Genomic DNA, 16,922 nt, shown 5'->3' with positions numbered 1-16,922 from the left:
CTCCCCATTCCCCACTCCCCATTCCAAAACATGGTTGACTATCTAATTTTCTTAGCAATTTCTACAGCACTTTTTGCCCTATTCGCACTAGGACTCAATTTACAGTGGGGCTTTACGGGGTTAATTAACTTTGGTCATATTGCTTTCATGACCTTGGGAGCATACACAACCGTATTACTAAGCTTAAAGGGCGTACCTCTACCGATAGCGGCAGTAGCTGGGGCAATTGTCGCCGCCTTGTTGGGTTTGATAATTGGTTTTGCAACTCTCCGCTTACGGGAAGATTATCTAGGAATTGTCACAATTGGTACAGGCGAATTAATTCGTTTGGTGGTGAACAACCAGGAATTGCCTGTGGGTGACACCTGGATTTCTGGGGCGTTTGGTGTGCAAAGTTATCCCATACCCCTATCTACAGAACCGAATTTGTTTGTCAGATTATTAATGATTGGGATTTTGACACTGTTAGCTGCTGTAACTTTCTTTACGTTGTGGCGATGGATTCGTAGCACCCAAGTATCTCGGACGACTGATTTAGGCAAAAGGACAACTAGCAAGCAAGAATTTATATCCCATTTAGCTGTGGGAATTGTGTTAGCAGTTTTGGCGGCAGCGATTTATATTTCTGGGGTGATCGGACTGTATAATTACAACCCAAAAGCCGGTTTGATGCTGGTGTTGCTGTTGGTTTTAGCATTTGTATACTGGCGCTTAGAAATTTTGGTGCGATCGCCTTGGGGTAGAATTCTCAAAGCCATCCGTGAAGATGAAGAAATTCCCAAAGCGCTGGGAAAAAATGTCTTTTGGTATAAATTACAATCTCTTATGCTTGGGGGTGCGATCGCAGGTATCGCTGGTGCTTTCTTTGCTTGGCAACTCAGCGCCATTTACCCGGATAATTTTCAACCGCAGATTACCTTTGACACTTGGATCATGGTGATTTTAGGTGGTTCTGGAAATAACGTTGGCACAATCTTAGGTGCGGTAATTTTCTTTGCTTACGATGCGCTGACGCGGGAAGTCTTACCCAGAATCGTTACCCTTGATGAAGCCCGTTTGGGTGCATTTCGGATCATGGTAATCGGACTAATTCTGATGGTACTGATGATTTGGCGACCTCAAGGTATTCTAGGGAAAAAGGAGGAACTTACTCTTGGTAAATAACCAGTCATCGCCACTTCCCCTTTTAGTAGCCACTGGACTTTCTAAAAGCTTTGGTGGTGTCAAAGCAGTTAATGAGGCGAGAATCGAAGTTGCTAAAGGCAGCATTACGGGCTTGATTGGCCCCAATGGTGCTGGTAAAACTACTTTATTTAACTTACTCTCAAACTTTATCCGTCCAGATAAGGGACGAGTGATTTTTGACGGCGAACCGATTCACAATTTGCAACCATATCAAATCGCCCAGCAGGGAGTAATCCGCACTTTTCAGGTTGCACGGACTCTCTCGCGGTTGTCGGTGTTAGAAAATATGCTGCTGGCGGCGCAAAAACAAACGGGTGAAAATTTTTGGCAGGTGCAGTTGCAACCGCACATCGTTGCTAAGGAAGAAAAGCAACTGCAAGAGCGGGCAATGTACCTATTAGAATCAGTAGGCTTGGCAAAAAAAGCACACGATTATGCTGGTTGCTTGTCTGGTGGACAACGCAAACTGCTGGAAATGGGACGGGCGCTGATGACTAATCCCAAGTTAATTTTGTTGGATGAACCAGCTGCTGGTGTGAATCCGAAACTGATTGATGATATTTGCGATCGCATTATCACTTGGAACCGTCAAGATGGCATGACTTTTCTGATTATTGAACACAATATGGATGTCGTTATGTCCTTGTGCGATCGCGTTTGGGTACTTGCTGAAGGGCAGAATTTGGCTGATGGTACACCAGCAGAAATTCAAAGTAATCCCAAAGTTCTAGAAGCTTACTTGGGAAAATAATTTGTGAGCTAAAAATATCTTTACTAATCAAAACCATAGATACCCGACTTTTCAAATAAGTCGGGTATCTTGTTTATCACAGTTACATTTTATGATGATTCGGGAATATTAAGTTATGAAAGCTTATACCAATTGAATGTGAAGCTGCATAGAAAAGAGCTTCTAGGATAAAGTTATAAGAAGAGACAGAAATTACCTGCTCAAAAGTAAGTAATTGAAAATCGATTGGCTCGGAACCCCAACTTCTCACCAAAAATCGGGGTTCTTGTTGTTCAGTTCAACTAAACTGTTCCTCTGCATCGAGGTTAAATAACATTTGCAGAGTTTGCATACAGCGCCGTCTGGCTTCAACATCCTGCTGCGATCGCAACTGTACCATTGGGTCATGTAAAATTTTATTGACAATTCCCCGTGTTAAAGCTTCAATAACCTCTTGATGTTTTTCAGCAAATTCCGAACCCAATCTCGACAAAGCTTTTTCTAATTCTTGTTCGCGGATGGTTTCGACTTTATTTCGCAGACAGCTAATAGTGGTAACAGTTTCCAGACTGCGCCACCAAATATCAAAGGCTTCCACTTCTTCTTCTAACAGTCGCTCGGCTTCCTGTGCAATCTTCCGACGGCTTTCGTAGTTTTGCGCTACTACTGCCTTCAAATCATCCACATTAAACGCTTGCACATTTTCTAATTCATTTACATCCGCATGAACATTACGCGGCACAGAAATATCAAATAACATTAGAGAGCGCTGAACTTCTAAAACCATTTCCAATTTGGCACGGTCAAGTATTGGCTCTGTTGCTGAAGTGCTTGTAAAGACTAAATCGCTATCGGCAATTACAGTCATCATTTCCGATAGCGGATGAATTTCGATAGGTTGCTGAGGGAACTGCTTTGCTAATTCTTGGGCACGTTCACGAGAGCGATTTACAATACTAATTTGCACCGCACCTTTAGAAAGTAGGTGTTGCACTAGCAGGCGCGACATTTTACCAGCGCCCAAAATTACCACTCGGCAAGCTGCTAAATTTGCTACTTTTATCTGCGCTAACTCTACAGCTGCCGAACTGATAGAGACAGCGCCAGTACCAATACTAGTTTCAGTGCGAACGCGCTTACCAGCTGTCAGCGCTTGTTTAAATAATCGATTCAAAATGGTTTTTATACCGTTATATTGCTGCCCCAGTTTGTGAGTAGTCTTCACCTGAGCCAGAATTTGACCTTCTCCGAGTACCAAACTATCTAAACCACCTGCTACGCGCATAACGTGCATCACTGCATCATCATGTAGCAACATAAATAAATGTTGTCGCAGAGAAAGCACGGGTAATTTACTGTATTCCGCGAGAAACTGAGTTACTTCCCGAATACCTTGGTCTGCTTCACTGGTAACAATATAGATTTCCAGGCGGTTACAAGTACTAAGAATTGCAACTTCGTCAATATGGGGATAGCTGGTCAGTTGAGCGATCGCACTTTCAATTTGTGGTTCTGGAATGCTCAGTTTTTCCCGGACTTCTACAGGGGCTGTTTTATGGCTTAACCCCACCACTGCTATATTCATTTGCTAAATCGTAGTTACTAGTTGGTAGTTGAAAATAGGGCATTGAGTGAGAATAGGGAATGGGGAATTTTTGTTTATTGGTTGGTAGTTATTCCCAGCAACAAACAACTATTAATCACTAACTACTAACTACTAACTACTGTAAGGGTAAAGCATTTGGATGACTATCTTTCCGTTTTCGAGAAAGATTTATTTCCAAATGCCTCATCCCTACTTTTACTATTCCCCATTCCCTAAAAATTAGTTCAATTGGAGAGTCTTGGGTTCACCAAACATGTGAATTGTATCAACAAATCGAGCAGTTTTCGATTGGTTAGAAATTACCAAGCTTTGAGTTCTTGCTCCGCCGTTGAAGAAACGTACACCATTCATCAGATTACCACTGGTAATACCGCAAGCAGCGAACAGAACAGTTTTACCAGATGCCAGTTCATGAGCATCATAGACCTTATCGGGGTCATTGATATTCATAGACTTTAAGCGATCGATGTTGGCTTCTCTGCTTTCTCCAATCAGACCTGTTTTTACGACTGCTGGATCGTAAATCAGTTGACCTTGGAAGTGCCCACCTAAAGCACGCATTGCTGCTGCTGAGATTACACCTTCAGGAGCCGCACCGATACCCATCAGCGCGTGGATATTAGTTCCAGCAAAACCGCAGCTTATAGCTGCACCCACATCACCGTCTGAAATTAGGGCGACTCTTGCTCCAGCCTCACGGATTTCTTTAATTAAATCGTTGTGGCGTTCGCGCTTCATGACCACGATTACAAGTTCTTCAATCGAGCGCTCTAGACACTCAGAGAGAATCTTGAGGTTTTCTGTTGCTGACTTGTTGATGTCTACCTTGCCCTTAGCTGCGGGAGGTGCTGCTAACTTCTTCATGTAAAAGTCAGGAGCAGCAAATAATCCACCCTTTTCAGAAATTGCCAAGACAGCCATCGAACCAGGTTGTCCATAAGCTACTAAGTTCGTACCTTCACAGGGGTCAACGGCGATATCAATTTCAACTAGTTCATCAGGGTTACAAAGAGCTTCGGCATTTGGTTGGGTACAGATACCAACTTCTTCCCCGATGTATAACATAGGCGCGTCATCGCGTTCGCCTTCCCCAATCACAATGCGACCCCGCATATAGATTTTATTCATCCGCTCCCGCATAGCTTCCACAGCTACTTGGTCAGCGATGTTTTTTTCGCCTTTACCCATCCACTTTGCGGATGCGATCGCGGCTTGCTCTACTACTTCAATAATCTCTAACCCAAGTGTATTTTCCACAGAGTCTGCCCTCTCAACTGCTTGAATTTCCGCCGCTTCATCTGGCTATTTCAGTCTTCAAGTCTACCAAAGGGCGGATACACGTGGAAGAAAGTTAAGTTTTGCTGCTAACTGGTTAGAAAAGTGCCAGTTAAGACATCTTGCTTTTTTACCCTTACTACTCCAGTATAAAGCGTGTTCAAAAGCAATTAAGTTAAGAACTAGCACAAATGGGTAGCAGTGTATAAGAACATTGCTTTTATTAAGTGTTTATCTTTAGGTATAAAATAATAAAGAAAAAAAGCTGGTGAATTCACTAAAAACTGAAAAACGAGGCGCAGAGTAAAAAGCTTGTCAAATTAAGAGGTTAATCGTGTTTATCGACTACATCACGCTCATGTTAATCAATATGGTAGCTGGGTTATTTCTACTAGCTGACTATGTGTATCGTGGTATAGATAGTTCTAATCAAAGACAGTGGATTCCAGGTTTTGGAATTACGGGTGCGATCGCACTTACAACTGGTTTACACATGAGCTTCACGTGGCCAGTTACTGGTAGCTTTAACATTGCCTTCGGTGAAACAAGTGTCTTATTTGGAATCTTGTTTGTTGCGGCTGCGATCGCTCTTGCTCAAGGTTGGGATTTATTGACAATAGCAATTTACGGCTTCTTTGCTGGCGTAGTTGCGATCGTAGTCGGTATCCGCATCATCAACTTGAATTTGACACGGCAACCGCTTTTGTCGGGAATCGGCTTTATTTTAACTGGATTAGGTGGTGTTTTTGCAGCCCCAACTCTCTATTGGAAAACCAACCGAACCTGGCGGCTAATTGGCGTAGCAGTGCTGATAGTAGCCGCTCTAATTTGGGCATTGACTGGATATTTAGCTTACTGGAATCATTTAGAGGGTTTTCAAAAGTGGGTTCCAGCGCCAATGCGGTAAGCAATAATCTATAGCAATCTCAAATCATTCGTGAAAAAAATCTGTTCCCTATTCCCTACCTCCACGACTAATTTCGCAACTCAAATAGGATTGCTATAGGCTAGAGACATAGTTAGAACCTTGTTTAAGAAAATATGCTGGACTTTCTTAATCCCCTCTTAAATCGCCATCCAGAGCGAGTCAAAGCCAACGTCGAGCTTTACACGTGGCAAACTTGTCCTTACTGCATCCGTGCCAAAATGCTGCTGTGGTGGAAAGGTGTAAATTTTACTGAATATAAAATCGATGGCGACGAAGCAGCTAGAGCGAAAATGGCAGAACGCGCTAACGGACGCCGTACCGTACCACAAATATTTATCAATAACCAGCACATTGGCGGCTGCGATGATCTTTATCAACTAGACACACAAAATCAACTCGATTCCCTTTTAGCCCAAGCTGCTATTTAGCTTCAGATTTCTAGTCCTTGTAATTACCCCCATTTTTGTAACAGTTAAACTATTGCAGTGACGCACATCCCGCCTAGAACTTAAGTTCTAGGCTAAGAGCTACTGTCCACTCAAGTGGACTGAAATTCTTGTTTAGTCCTTTATAAGAGGACTTTAGCTATTAGCCTTGGAATTTATTCCGAGGCGGGATAATAACGAAGCGAGGATTGTCAAATGTAGGTAATGACAAAATTTCTAGGCTATATACTTTTTCTTTCTCATAGGATCGGTGTCTCGCTCGTCCAAAGGCGATCATAATTTTAAAATTTTTGTATTGATTAAGAAAATGCTAAGTAAGTATGCAGATTATCTTATACATAAACAATGGATGAGTTATGCTCTAGAATTAGCACAAACAGCAGGTGATGCAGGTGAAGTCCCTGTAGGTGCTGTTATCATTGATTCAACAGGCAAATTGCTAGCACAAGGAGAAAACAGAAAGGAGCGCGACAAAGACCCTACCGCTCATGCGGAAATTCTGGCTCTCAAGAGAGCTGCAACAACTTTACAAAATTGGCATCTTAATGAATGTACCCTCTACGTAACTCTTGAACCTTGCCCAATGTGTGCAGGTGCGATCGTCCAAGCGCGACTAGGACTACTCGTATATGGAGTAGACGATACAAAAACTGGCGCAATTCGTACAGCTATTAACATACCCCATAGCGCTGCTTCTAATCACCGCTTACAAGTAATCGGAGGCGTTCTAGAGTCAGCTTGTCGTGAACAACTACAGGCTTGGTTTGCTCTTAGACGGCGTACAGTAAACTAACGGACAGAGGTAAAACTGTCCATCTACTACGACACAAGTCACGCAAGAGAATCTACGGTGTAACTAATCAGCTTTTCGTTAAATTTTTACCCGTCAATCAGCTGCATCCGTCATGATGGAATTTTACTCTTCATCCGATACCTGCCAGCACACAGCAGCAAATCCTCAGGTGGCTCGTACTACCTCAAGGGTTTCTCCTTGGTTAAGTCCTCTGGCATATTTATTAGGGCGTCACTGCCTATTACCATTATTCTTTGGGCAAATTAGAATAACCGGACAAAAAAATATCCCTACAACTGGGCCTGTGATCTTCGCGCCTACTCATCGGGCGCGTTGGGATGCATTGCTCGTACCCTACGCTACCGCTGATTGTCGGAGAGAACAAGACCTGCGGTTTATGGTGACTATTGACGAATGCCAAGGCTTGCAAGGCTGGTTTGTCAGACGTTTGGGGGGGTTTCCTGTAAATTCTAAGCATCCGTCAATCCGCACGCTGCGACATGGAGTTGAGCTACTTCAGCAGAAAAAAACCCTGGTTATCTTTCCAGAAGGTAATATTTTTCGTGATGGCCAAGTTCACCAGTTGAAGCCGGGAATTGCTCGTCTTGCTTTGAGTGCTGAATCTAGTCATTCGGGGCTGGGAGTGAAAATTATACCTATAGCTATTAATTACAGCCAACCTTATCCAAATTGGGGTACAGATGTGAGTATTGACATTGGCTCCCCAATTAGAGTAATGGATTACATGAGTGGCTGTATAAAACAAGATGCCAAAAGCATCACAGCTGATTTAGCAAAGGCACTGCAACAATTAAGCCATCAAGAAACAAAAATTACTAATCACGCATTTGCAGAAATTACTAATTCTTAATCTTGTCATCCGTCAAGAGTCCCAAGACTGGCTCTTAGCTATTGACCATTAACCGTGCATGATTAAAAAATTGCACATTGTCAAGGTTTGACACCAGTTGTAAGTGCTATGTTCATCCTGAATTAGTGGTATTTTGCAACCTTTGAGGATGTATATATATAGATTACCCTCTATTAACAGGATATTTAGCCAAATTGGCATTTTTTGAGCGAATAGCTAATAATTGTTTCGAAACTACTGAATTGGTTGATGATAAATATTCTTATATTTGGTCAAATAGTTAAATAAAAGTCTTTAAATTTTCCATGATTTTGTAAACACGACTGGTAAAAACAAAATTTTGAGGAGCGCAGACTAGGGACATCGCCATGTTTCAATGGTTGGTTGGTGCGATGGCGTTTCACGCCCGCTGGAAGCGATCGCGAATAGTTCAAGCAGTGCTTTGGTAAGATTCTCGTGCCAAATATCCCACTTAACCTGAGATAATTATTGGGGAGGAAAGTAGGTAGCAAGATAGATGGTGGAGCAGTTTAAATTCTTTTCTCAAATCAACTTTTCGCCAGCGCCTTGTCAAACTACTCCCAAGCTGCTTGCTAGTAAACCGATGATTGTAAAATCAGAGGAATTAATGCGATCGCTCATAGGAACGATTTTAGTTAATTAGTATACAGGAGCAATGGGAACTCTATTAAACCAATTTTCAGTCTAAATCAAAGAAACTTAGGATGCGGCTTTGCTTTGTCCAAAACCAAAACAGAGTTAAGATACCCGAAGTTTCCATAACTTTTCTGTATAGTCATTGCACTAATTGATCCCATGAACACTGCTGCCGCTGTTACCTTGATGCACCGTACTCTTTTATCAGTCATAGCAGTCCTCAGCCTGCTATCACCTGTGAATGCTCAGGTATCACAGGCACCAGGCACTACTAGCCCACAACCTATTGATCCCAACGATCCCAATAATCTACGCCCCATAACCCAAAGTAACAGTCTTTTGAGTATTCAAGGTGGCGATCGCCTTGTGAAAGATGCAGAACAAGCTGTTTCTGCTCAAAACTACCCCTTAGCTGCTAAGAAACTGCAAGAAGCACGTCAGGTTTATAATCAGCTATCTAATTTTTATCAAGAGTTAAATTCTAGCTTTTCGGGAATTGACAATAGAGTTTCTGACTCTCAGCGTCAAAAAGCTCTATTAACAGCCCAAAAGAGAGATGAAGCCACCTTTCAGCTAGCATTGGTACATCGGGCCCAAAATCAGCCAGAATTAGCTGTGCCATTGTTGGTTCAAATCATTAAGAGTCAAAACCCGACGCGGGATTTAGGCAAGAAAGCCTATAAACAGTTGTTTGAATTAGGTTTTGTAGATTCTCCCTATCCTAGAGAAGGTGGTAGTTCATCTTCCTCATCCCCAAAAAAATAAATTAAATTTTTGTTGCCTCTTTTTCCTTATCTCCCCCATCTCCCTAACGATTCGCTTGGGAACGCCCCAGTGCTAGGATAGAGCTATCCGCCGTAGCCAAAACCTGAGCGTTCTCAAAAATACACCTCAGGGGCACGTTTATCTACAGCCTTGCCAAAACCTGAAGTTGGCACGGTCATTTGCTCTATATCTGTTAATAATAGAAAAGTAAGTTTTTTCAGGAATTGCGATGATTAGTCCGCAGCAGGTTGAGGCAATGATCAAGGCGGAACTGCCAGACGCCCAGGTTCAGGTGCAAGACTTGACTGGTGGCGGTGACCACTATCAGGTGACAGTAGTTTCATCGCACTTTGCAGGTAAAGGACTAGTGCAACAGCACCAGTTGGTTTATGGTGCGTTGGGTCAAGCTATGTCAACTGAAGCGATTCATGCCTTGGCGGTAAAAACATACACTCCCGAAGCTTGGCAAGCAACAGCAGCTTCGTAAATAAGAGTTAGAAGTTAGGAGTTATGAATTTTGACTCCTCACTCCTCACTCCTCACTGTTGAATCCAACATAGGAAACACAAATACCATGACACCAGAACTCAAAGACAAAATTGATAACTTGCTACAACAGAACAAGATTTTAGTTTTCATGAAGGGAAACAAATTAATGCCCCAATGTGGTTTCTCCAACAATGTTGTGCAGATTCTCAATACCTTGGGAGTTCCCTTCGAGACGGTTGATGTTTTATCAGACTCTGAAATCCGTCAAGGAATTAAAGAATACTCTAACTGGCCGACAATTCCCCAAGTGTATATTAATGGTGAATTCGTTGGCGGTTCTGACATCTTGATTGAACTGTACCAAAAAGGTGAATTGCAGGAAAAGGTAGAAGTAGCACTAGCTTCTTAATCTTTCTTTACGTAAACTAAAGGGTATGCTGCTGAATTTGCGCTTCCCAATTAAGGCAATATGCCATTTTAAATTTCCTTGAAAGGGTAGAGAAATAGTGTCTCCCCTTTCAAGGGTTTTTTAATGGATTTTTGACAAAAATACTTTACCTATGTTGGGCTTGATTTTATAGGTAGCCAATAATCCCCTCAGTCGTATTTATTGGCAAGACCAATATAAGGCTGAGGGGATGCGTTTAATCAATACAATATCTCCAAAATTTCACACCACGGAAACCCGTTGACCAATACAGATAATATGCTATAATTATCTGCGGTAATTAACGGTTACTATCAATGACCACGTAAATGGTACTTAATAGTAATCGGGTTGTGGCTGTGGTTGCGGCACCGCAAAGTTTGATCCATCGTACAAGTAGCGGCTGGCTTCCTCTTCTAGGCGATGAATTAGAAAAGGTTCAATGACGTTGCTATGTCGCAGTGCGGCTAGATATCCATCCAAATACATCCGCATATCATCAGTGCGATAACCGCGATTCCATAACTCGACGAAGGCGTCGGTGAGTCTTTGGTAATAGCGGATGGTTTGTGTGTCTTGGAGCATAACTGCTGTATTAAACTCTTTGGAATGAGAATTGTAAATGATTCACGCTCAAATGTGAAGTGTAATTTCACTTTGGCATCAACTCAAAGTAAACACATCTACTTTGGGCAATACCTTCATAGCTGCTACAAGCTACTTTAATCCTATTCCAGAAAACATCGATTCTAGTTAGCTGCTAAGTTATTTTTTTGATTTTCATGGTCAACAACGCAATTGTATTGGTGTTATATTCCTGGATGGGGACACTAAATTTTGCGAAAAAATCCACTTTCACCATCAGGTTGAAAAGCTGTTGTAGTAGCGATTAGCTGGTTGGGTTGTAGATTTTTGCCATATTACGCCCATGTAAAAACAGAATGTTAAGCTAAAAGAACTTTTGATAAGTCTAACAATACTTTCGATAAATTTAATAAAAATTTAAGAATATTTCTAATCGCCTATCGGCAAAGCATAAATTAAAGATATTGCCACGCTTTTTATTAGGGAATGTAAAGTTAATAGCAATTGAAGTAACAAAGGCTACAAAACCTTAGAGATGGGCTTGTTACTTTGAAAGTCATCGACGCTAAGGGGTCTTGCCACCGTGGGTTCGGTTTGTATAGAAATCATTGAGGGGAATCCCCATCTGAGGTCGTTGCTGGGTTGGCACTTGCAACAACTGGAATACCGTGTGCATCAAGCTGCCAGCATTTATCAAGCAAGGGAAGTATTTTTAAGTCATCAACCAACACTGGTCGTCTTGGATGCAGACCTACCTGATGGTGATGGCATCGAGTTTTGTCGTTGGTTGCATCGTCAGCAGCAACCTCTAATCTTAATGCTATCTGCCCGTAATAGTGAAGGTGATATCGTCGCAGGTTTAAAAGCGGGTGCAGATGATTATCTGAGCAAACCTTTTGGAATGCAAGAGTTTTTGGCACGGGTAGAGGCGCTGATTCGCCGGAAGCGTACACCGACTGCACCAGCTTATTTGGATTATGGCACTTTGCAAATTGATTTAGTTCAGCGTCGTGTCCGCTTTCAGGGGGAGTTCATCGACTTAACACCCCAAGAATTCAGTTTACTGTACGTTTTGGCACAAGCTGGGGGCGTACCTCTGAGTAGATCAGAATTGCTGCGTCGTGCTTGGCCTGACGCTATCGATAACCCTCGTACTATTGATACTCACGTTTTATCGCTGCGGAAAAAGGTTGAACTTGATCCCCGCCAACCCAATTTGATTCAAACTATCCGCAATGTAGGATACCGTTTTAATATGGAAATTTTGAATACCAATATTTCACAGTCACAAACAACAAAGTTAGCTAGAGAGAGATTTAATAATCAACGTTCAACGCTTAGTAGTAGTCCAGTGTGATGGGGCATTTGTGAGAGAAGGAGTAAGATAACGACTCCTGATTTCTGTCTCCTGAGCAATTTAAAATCTAAAATCCAAAATCGTCTTGAGCTTCTGCTTGAATTAAGCTTTCTCGTAATTTAACCCAGTTTATTTCAGAGACTCTTTGATTTGCCAATAAATGACCTTGCTGTAGATGTAACAACCGAGTGCAAAACATCTGGGCTAGTTCTAGTTGGTGATTTACCATCAAAATCGTAGTTTGATGAGTTTGACTCAACTGGGTTAAGACTTGTATTAGATGAGAAGCAGTACCAGCATCTAGGGTAGAGGTTGGCTCATCTAATAATAATATTTTAGGCTGGACGACTAAGGCACGTGCGATCGCTATTAGTTGTCGTTGTCCAGCAGAAAGTTGCACCTCTGTTCGCCCCAACCATTCATTGGGAATGTGCAGTTGTTCTGTCCAGTGACTGACTCGTTGCTGAATAGTCTGTTTGGGCAAACCGCGCAAAACTAAAGGATAAGCCAAGGCTTGCTGAACTGTCATCCCCAATAGTTTTGATTCTTGCAATACAAGTACAAACATCTGGCGTAGCTGGATGACGGGAATTTGGCGATATTCTTGGTTTTCTAGATAGAGTTTACCACTCGTGGGTTCTATGAGGCGGTTGAGGAGACGTAATAACGAAGTTTTCCCAGCGCCTACTGGGCCTACAATCGCAAGTCGTTCGCCCTGGAATACCTCTAAGGAAATATCTTGCAATATGGGGTATCCTTGCTGATTGCCTGAAAGTTGGGTTTTCAGCCTTGTAAATAGATTAACTTGCTCTAGTCTGAGCGTGGCTTTTGCTGTGACATTATTCAAGGTGAATGAAAAATAGGGAGTAGAGAGTAGGGAAATGGGGAAGAAAGAACCAATACCCCATGCCCCATTGCCAATTTTAAGTTAATTGTGTAGTAGTTAACGCTGTAGCGATCGCCCAGCCATCGACTAATAGTAACAGCAGTGTGAGTACTAGTAAAATCAAGTACATCCACGGCTGTGCTAAAGGGCGAACATCTGTGGTATCAATGCCCGTCTTTGCTTGGACAATTTGCACGAAACGGGCAAATCCAGCTACACGCATCGGTAGTAAATAAGCTTTCCCATCATGGCTGAGGAAGTAATAAACTAGCCCTCCTTGACCAGTGGTGCGGGGTTTTAACTCTTTCACTTGTGACCAAGGTAAAAACCAGCCTTTACGAAAAAAACTAGGTACCCAGGCGGGGTAAGTAACCTGAATTCCCTGGTCATCTACCGTTACTCGTTCAGTCAATACAGCATACAAGGCAACTAAGCCGATGCTAATGCCTACCCACAATAATCCTGCGGGTACGGGTGCAGCAGTTACCTGCGATAAGAAGGGTAATGGGACTGTGAGTGCTATGTATAGACTCAGCAGCGTTATCCGAATCAAAGGAGACAGACGAAAAACAGAAGCTGAAATATTGGCTGAGTTTGCTGTCACGGCTAAATTACAATGCTTTTCTTCATTGTAAGGTAGGACATAGACCTACCTCGCCTGTCACACAGAAGCTATGCCACTTTAATAATTCGTAATTCGTAATTCGTAATTCTTTAGGGTAAATACTTTTGCACCACAATCCAACCAGTAAGGGATACCCAGGCAAATCCTAGAAATAAAATAATATTTACGCCGATGTGTAAGGGTCTAGCCCAAGGTCGTCTAGCACTAATTTGCGTTGCACTGAAAGCAGATAGTAAAACTAATGCTACCACTATCAATCCAGCAACTAAATGTGATGAGTGGCCCAAAGAACCAAAGTGCCCTAAAGTGCCAACAATCCCGATCGCTAGCAGTAGTAGCACTAAACTTACCATGCTGATGCCCATTGTATAGTGGAGCGATCGCACTGTCCTATTCCCTCCCATAAATGGGTTCATAAAAGGGAATTGCTGCGAAGTTCTCGCCCGAAACATCCAAACGCCGGTTACTGCTAGCATCAGATATGCCAGCAGGGACAACCCCATTGACCAAGCGGCTATTTTCCACAACCAAAGAAATGAAGGCAGATTCATAAGAATGATTGTAGATGAGATGGGGGAGATGAGGAGGACAAGGGAGACAAGGAGAATAACCAATGTCCAATGCCCAATGCCCAATAAATAATAAACAAAAAAGGCTGCTGAATTAGCAACCCTTAAATTTAGTAAATTTTTTTTTAATCAACCGATGCTAAACCAACAATTTGTAAGGGTTTTGTAGTATCTCCGATTTTTGTATGAATTTGCTGCACCATAGGTCTGGTATTAATAAGGTCTTTTCCATCTGATGAGTCTGTATCAAACTCATAAGCGCTGGATTCTTCGAGCATCAGGCGATCGCACGGAATTTTATCGGATAAAATTGCACTTGCCATCATCCCTGTATGAATCTCCATTTGGCCTTTTCGCGGAGCTTCAAATACTAAACGTTGTCCAGGGAAAACAACCCTTTCAAAGTACCAGTTGGGAATATTGGAGATGCGAGCTACCTGTATTTTGCTGGTGGCATTAATGTAGCAGCAGAGAATTTTTCCCGATTGCTCAGGTGGTAGAGGATCTAATATTTGAGCCATAACTGCTGAGGAGCTTTACGCCACAATTTTACATTACACCAGCCAAGCCTAGCATTGCCTGATCCCCAGTTGCTGTAGCTCCGACTACCAACTTAAACCTTTGTAGATTATTTCTACCTAAAGATATACCCAGGTTGTAAAAATTTTGTAAAAATTTATGCTTTATCTGCAATTTTACACTATGTGAACATTTTTAAGTTCTTAATTTACCGCAAAAAATCTTTAACTTTCTGAAGGCGGATAATTACAGGGTAGCTATGGCGAAGAACCCCTTAGCTTGAGCTAGTTCAGGAGTGTATTTTTGTGTTTCATCTATTGCAGGATTAAAAGCCTGGGATCATCGCTTAATGAATGAACTCGATGTTATCGTAAAGCTATATGAAAAATATCTTCATAAAGCCTATCTTGATCACCTGCATTTGGTATGCAAAGCAATTTTATTGATTCGTGCATCTCTGAAAAATTTACACTTATCAATAGATGGCTTCAATGTCAAGCAAGATTGTCAGAGATTAAGAGCAGCCAAAACAAAAACACGCTTTAAAACTGGAATTTATCTCGCTTTCCCCAAAGATTGGCAAGATGGAAGTCAAAACACCCATGATGGAAAATCGAATTCTTTACGTTCGCCTTCCTTGTAACCCTATCTTTCCCATTGGGGTTGTCTACTTGAGCGATCATGTCCACAAACAGTTTCCTGATATCGAACAGCGCATTTTTGATTTGGGAACAGTGCCACCTTTAGACTACAGTTCTGCTCTGGATCGCTGTATCGATGATTTTAAACCGACACTACTAGTATTTTCCTGGCGGGATATTCAAATCTATGCTCCAGTTGGCGGGCGTGGCGGTAACCCACTACAAAATGCTTTTGAATTTTACTACGCTAAGAATCCTCTATTGAAACTGCGTGGAGGATTGGGCGGTTTGCGAATCTTCATCGCTTACTATGTAGAATTATGGCGCAATCAGGGCTTAATAAAACGCGGTTTAAAGCGTGCCCAAAAATATAATTCTAATGCCCGTGTAGTTGTAGGTGGTGGTGCAGTCAGTGTATTTTACGAACAATTGGGCAAAAGCTTACCTCAAGGGACAATTATTTCTGTAGGTGAAGGCGAAACCCTGCTGGAAAAACTTCTAAGTGGCAGAGATTTTCGAGATGAACGCTGTTACGTTGCGGGAGAAACTCAACCACGGGAACGGCTAATTCACGAACAACCCACTCCACTAGAAAAAACAGCTTGTAACTACGACTATATCGAAAGCATCTGGCCGGAATTTAACTTTTACCTGCAAGAAGAAGACTTTTATATAGGTGTACAAACTAAGCGTGGTTGTCCTCACAACTGCTGCTATTGCGTCTACACTGTTGTCGAAGGGAAACAAGTACGCATCAACCCAGCAGATGAAGTAGTTGCTGAGATGCGCCAATTGTATAATCGCGGCATTCGCAACTTCTGGTTTACCGATGCCCAATTCATCCCAGCACGAAAATTTATCGACGATGCCATAGAACTCTTGCAAAAAATCGTCGATTCTGGTATGACAGATATCCACTGGGCAGCATATATTAGAGCCGACAATTTGACACCAGAGTTGTGTGACTTGATGGCAAGAACCGGGATGAATTACTTTGAAATTGGGATTACCAGTGGTTCTCAAGAACTTGTACGGAAAATGCGGATGGGGTACAACCTGCGAACCGTCTTACAAAACTGCCGCGATTTAAAAGCAGCTGGTTTCAACGATTTAGTTTCCGTCAATTACTCCTTTAACGTCATTGACGAACGTCCCGAAACCATCCGCCAAACCATCGCCTACCACCGGGAACTAGAACGGATTTTTGGTGCCGATAAAGTGGAACCTGCCATTTTCTTTATTGGGCTGCAACCCCATACTCACTTAGAAGAATACGCATTCAAAGAAGGCATCCTCAAACCAGGGTATGATCCAATGAGCTTGATGCCGTGGACAGCCAAAAAACTCCTCTGGAATCCCGAACCTCTAGGTTCATTCTTTGGAGAAGTCTGCTTGCAAGCTTGGCAACAAAACCCTAACGATTTCGGACGCGAAGTCATGAAAATCTTAGAAGAAAAACTAGGTTGTGCTGACTTAGAAGCAGCACTTTCCGCGCCAATGGAAACGAAAGAAAAACAGTTAGCGGGTATATCCTAGAAAACACAATAATGTGGGTGAGGATATTCACA

At 42.3% G+C, this 16,922-nt stretch carries 20 protein-coding genes; 13 read left to right on the top strand and 7 right to left on the bottom strand.

Going from position 1 to position 16,922, the window contains the following annotated elements:
• Window positions 1-30: 30 nt before the first annotated feature.
• Both F8R90_RS11810 and F8R90_RS11805 read left to right on the top strand, forming a co-directional pair.
• The gene (locus F8R90_RS11810; protein ID WP_196510876.1) at window positions 31-1,164 is read left to right on the top strand and encodes a branched-chain amino acid ABC transporter permease; all 1,134 of its coding nucleotides are present in this window, start codon (window positions 31-33) and stop codon (window positions 1,162-1,164) included.
• Complete coding sequence (locus tag F8R90_RS11805) at window positions 1,154-1,936, top strand: ABC transporter ATP-binding protein (RefSeq protein ID WP_196510875.1); 783 nt, start codon at window positions 1,154-1,156, stop codon at window positions 1,934-1,936. The genes F8R90_RS11810 and F8R90_RS11805 overlap by 11 nt, the downstream gene beginning before the upstream one ends.
• Window positions 1,937-2,213: 277 nt before the next feature.
• Here F8R90_RS11805 and F8R90_RS11800 read toward each other — a convergent pair whose 3' ends face one another.
• Together F8R90_RS11800 and glpX are read right to left on the bottom strand one after the other, a co-directional pair.
• Complete coding sequence (locus F8R90_RS11800; RefSeq protein WP_196510874.1) at window positions 2,214-3,500, bottom strand: glutamyl-tRNA reductase; 1,287 nt, start codon at window positions 3,498-3,500, stop codon at window positions 2,214-2,216.
• Window positions 3,501-3,740: 240 nt separating this feature from the next.
• The gene (gene glpX, locus F8R90_RS11795) at window positions 3,741-4,778 is read right to left on the bottom strand and encodes a class II fructose-bisphosphatase (RefSeq protein ID WP_190728269.1); all 1,038 of its coding nucleotides are present in this window, start codon (window positions 4,776-4,778) and stop codon (window positions 3,741-3,743) included.
• 352 nt (window positions 4,779-5,130) lie between these two features.
• Between glpX and F8R90_RS11790 the strand changes: the two genes are divergently transcribed.
• The 8 genes from F8R90_RS11790 (at window position 5,131) to grxD (ending at window position 10,154) form a co-directional block, all read left to right on the top strand.
• Window positions 5,131-5,703: a DUF981 family protein gene (locus F8R90_RS11790; protein WP_196510873.1), complete on the top strand. Its 573-nt coding sequence runs from the start codon at window positions 5,131-5,133 to the stop codon at window positions 5,701-5,703.
• Window positions 5,704-5,837: 134 nt separating this feature from the next.
• The gene (gene grxC / locus F8R90_RS11785; protein WP_190892904.1) at window positions 5,838-6,152 is read left to right on the top strand and encodes a glutaredoxin 3; all 315 of its coding nucleotides are present in this window, start codon (window positions 5,838-5,840) and stop codon (window positions 6,150-6,152) included.
• A 325-nt stretch (window positions 6,153-6,477) separates the two neighbouring features.
• A complete protein-coding gene (tadA, locus tag F8R90_RS11780; RefSeq protein WP_196510872.1) occupies window positions 6,478-6,963 on the top strand; it encodes a tRNA adenosine(34) deaminase TadA in 486 nt (161 codons plus the stop codon).
• Between the two features lie 112 nt (window positions 6,964-7,075).
• Entirely contained in the window at window positions 7,076-7,834 is a 759-nt protein-coding gene (locus F8R90_RS11775; protein WP_196510871.1) for a lysophospholipid acyltransferase family protein, read from the top strand.
• A gap of 517 nt (window positions 7,835-8,351) precedes the next feature.
• A complete protein-coding gene (locus tag F8R90_RS11770) occupies window positions 8,352-8,498 on the top strand; it encodes a hypothetical protein (protein WP_190892897.1) in 147 nt (48 codons plus the stop codon).
• A 152-nt stretch (window positions 8,499-8,650) separates the two neighbouring features.
• Window positions 8,651-9,256, top strand: coding sequence for a hypothetical protein (locus tag F8R90_RS11765; RefSeq protein ID WP_190892896.1), 606 nt, complete (start codon window positions 8,651-8,653; stop codon window positions 9,254-9,256).
• A 229-nt stretch (window positions 9,257-9,485) separates the two neighbouring features.
• Complete coding sequence (locus F8R90_RS11760) at window positions 9,486-9,743, top strand: BolA family protein (RefSeq protein WP_162396946.1); 258 nt, start codon at window positions 9,486-9,488, stop codon at window positions 9,741-9,743.
• 87 nt (window positions 9,744-9,830) lie between these two features.
• Window positions 9,831-10,154 (top strand): Grx4 family monothiol glutaredoxin, encoded by a 324-nt coding sequence (grxD, locus tag F8R90_RS11755; protein WP_190893041.1) that lies wholly within the window; start codon window positions 9,831-9,833, stop codon window positions 10,152-10,154.
• 354 nt (window positions 10,155-10,508) lie between these two features.
• On the opposite strand, the gene F8R90_RS11750 is transcribed toward grxD, so the two are convergent.
• Window positions 10,509-10,757 (bottom strand): DUF6761 family protein, encoded by a 249-nt coding sequence (locus tag F8R90_RS11750; RefSeq protein ID WP_104907495.1) that lies wholly within the window; start codon window positions 10,755-10,757, stop codon window positions 10,509-10,511.
• Window positions 10,758-11,340: 583 nt separating this feature from the next.
• Between F8R90_RS11750 and F8R90_RS11745 the strand changes: the two genes are divergently transcribed.
• On the top strand, window positions 11,341-12,114 hold the full coding sequence (locus F8R90_RS11745) for a response regulator transcription factor (protein ID WP_190892895.1): 774 nt from the start codon (window positions 11,341-11,343) through the stop codon (window positions 12,112-12,114).
• A gap of 67 nt (window positions 12,115-12,181) precedes the next feature.
• On the opposite strand, the gene F8R90_RS11740 is transcribed toward F8R90_RS11745, so the two are convergent.
• From F8R90_RS11740 to F8R90_RS11725, 4 genes are all read right to left on the bottom strand, one after another.
• Window positions 12,182-12,961, bottom strand: coding sequence for an ABC transporter ATP-binding protein (locus F8R90_RS11740; protein ID WP_196510870.1), 780 nt, complete (start codon window positions 12,959-12,961; stop codon window positions 12,182-12,184).
• 76 nt (window positions 12,962-13,037) lie between these two features.
• On the bottom strand, window positions 13,038-13,604 hold the full coding sequence (locus tag F8R90_RS11735; protein ID WP_196510869.1) for a hypothetical protein: 567 nt from the start codon (window positions 13,602-13,604) through the stop codon (window positions 13,038-13,040).
• Between the two features lie 110 nt (window positions 13,605-13,714).
• The gene (locus F8R90_RS11730; protein WP_196510868.1) at window positions 13,715-14,176 is read right to left on the bottom strand and encodes a DUF4079 domain-containing protein; all 462 of its coding nucleotides are present in this window, start codon (window positions 14,174-14,176) and stop codon (window positions 13,715-13,717) included.
• Window positions 14,177-14,319: 143 nt separating this feature from the next.
• Window positions 14,320-14,715: a DUF1830 domain-containing protein gene (locus tag F8R90_RS11725; protein WP_196510867.1), complete on the bottom strand. Its 396-nt coding sequence runs from the start codon at window positions 14,713-14,715 to the stop codon at window positions 14,320-14,322.
• 347 nt (window positions 14,716-15,062) lie between these two features.
• Here F8R90_RS11725 and F8R90_RS11720 point away from each other — a divergent pair, with 347 nt between their 5' ends.
• Both F8R90_RS11720 and F8R90_RS11715 read left to right on the top strand, forming a co-directional pair.
• Window positions 15,063-15,356 carry a hypothetical protein gene (locus F8R90_RS11720; RefSeq protein WP_196510866.1) on the top strand — a complete coding sequence of 98 codons (294 nt, stop codon included), beginning with the start codon at window positions 15,063-15,065 and terminating at the stop codon, window positions 15,354-15,356.
• Entirely contained in the window at window positions 15,298-16,890 is a 1,593-nt protein-coding gene (locus F8R90_RS11715; protein WP_196510865.1) for a photosystem II high light acclimation radical SAM protein, read from the top strand. The genes F8R90_RS11720 and F8R90_RS11715 overlap by 59 nt, the downstream gene beginning before the upstream one ends.
• Window positions 16,891-16,922 lie beyond the last annotated feature (32 nt).

The sequence above is a fragment of the Nostoc sp. NZL genome, from assembly GCF_015714705.1.
Lineage (GTDB): Bacteria > Cyanobacteriota > Cyanobacteriia > Cyanobacteriales > Nostocaceae > Nostoc > Nostoc foliaceum_A.
The sequence above is the reverse complement of the archived record's forward strand: the minus strand, read 5'-3'. Positions and strand labels throughout refer to the sequence as shown.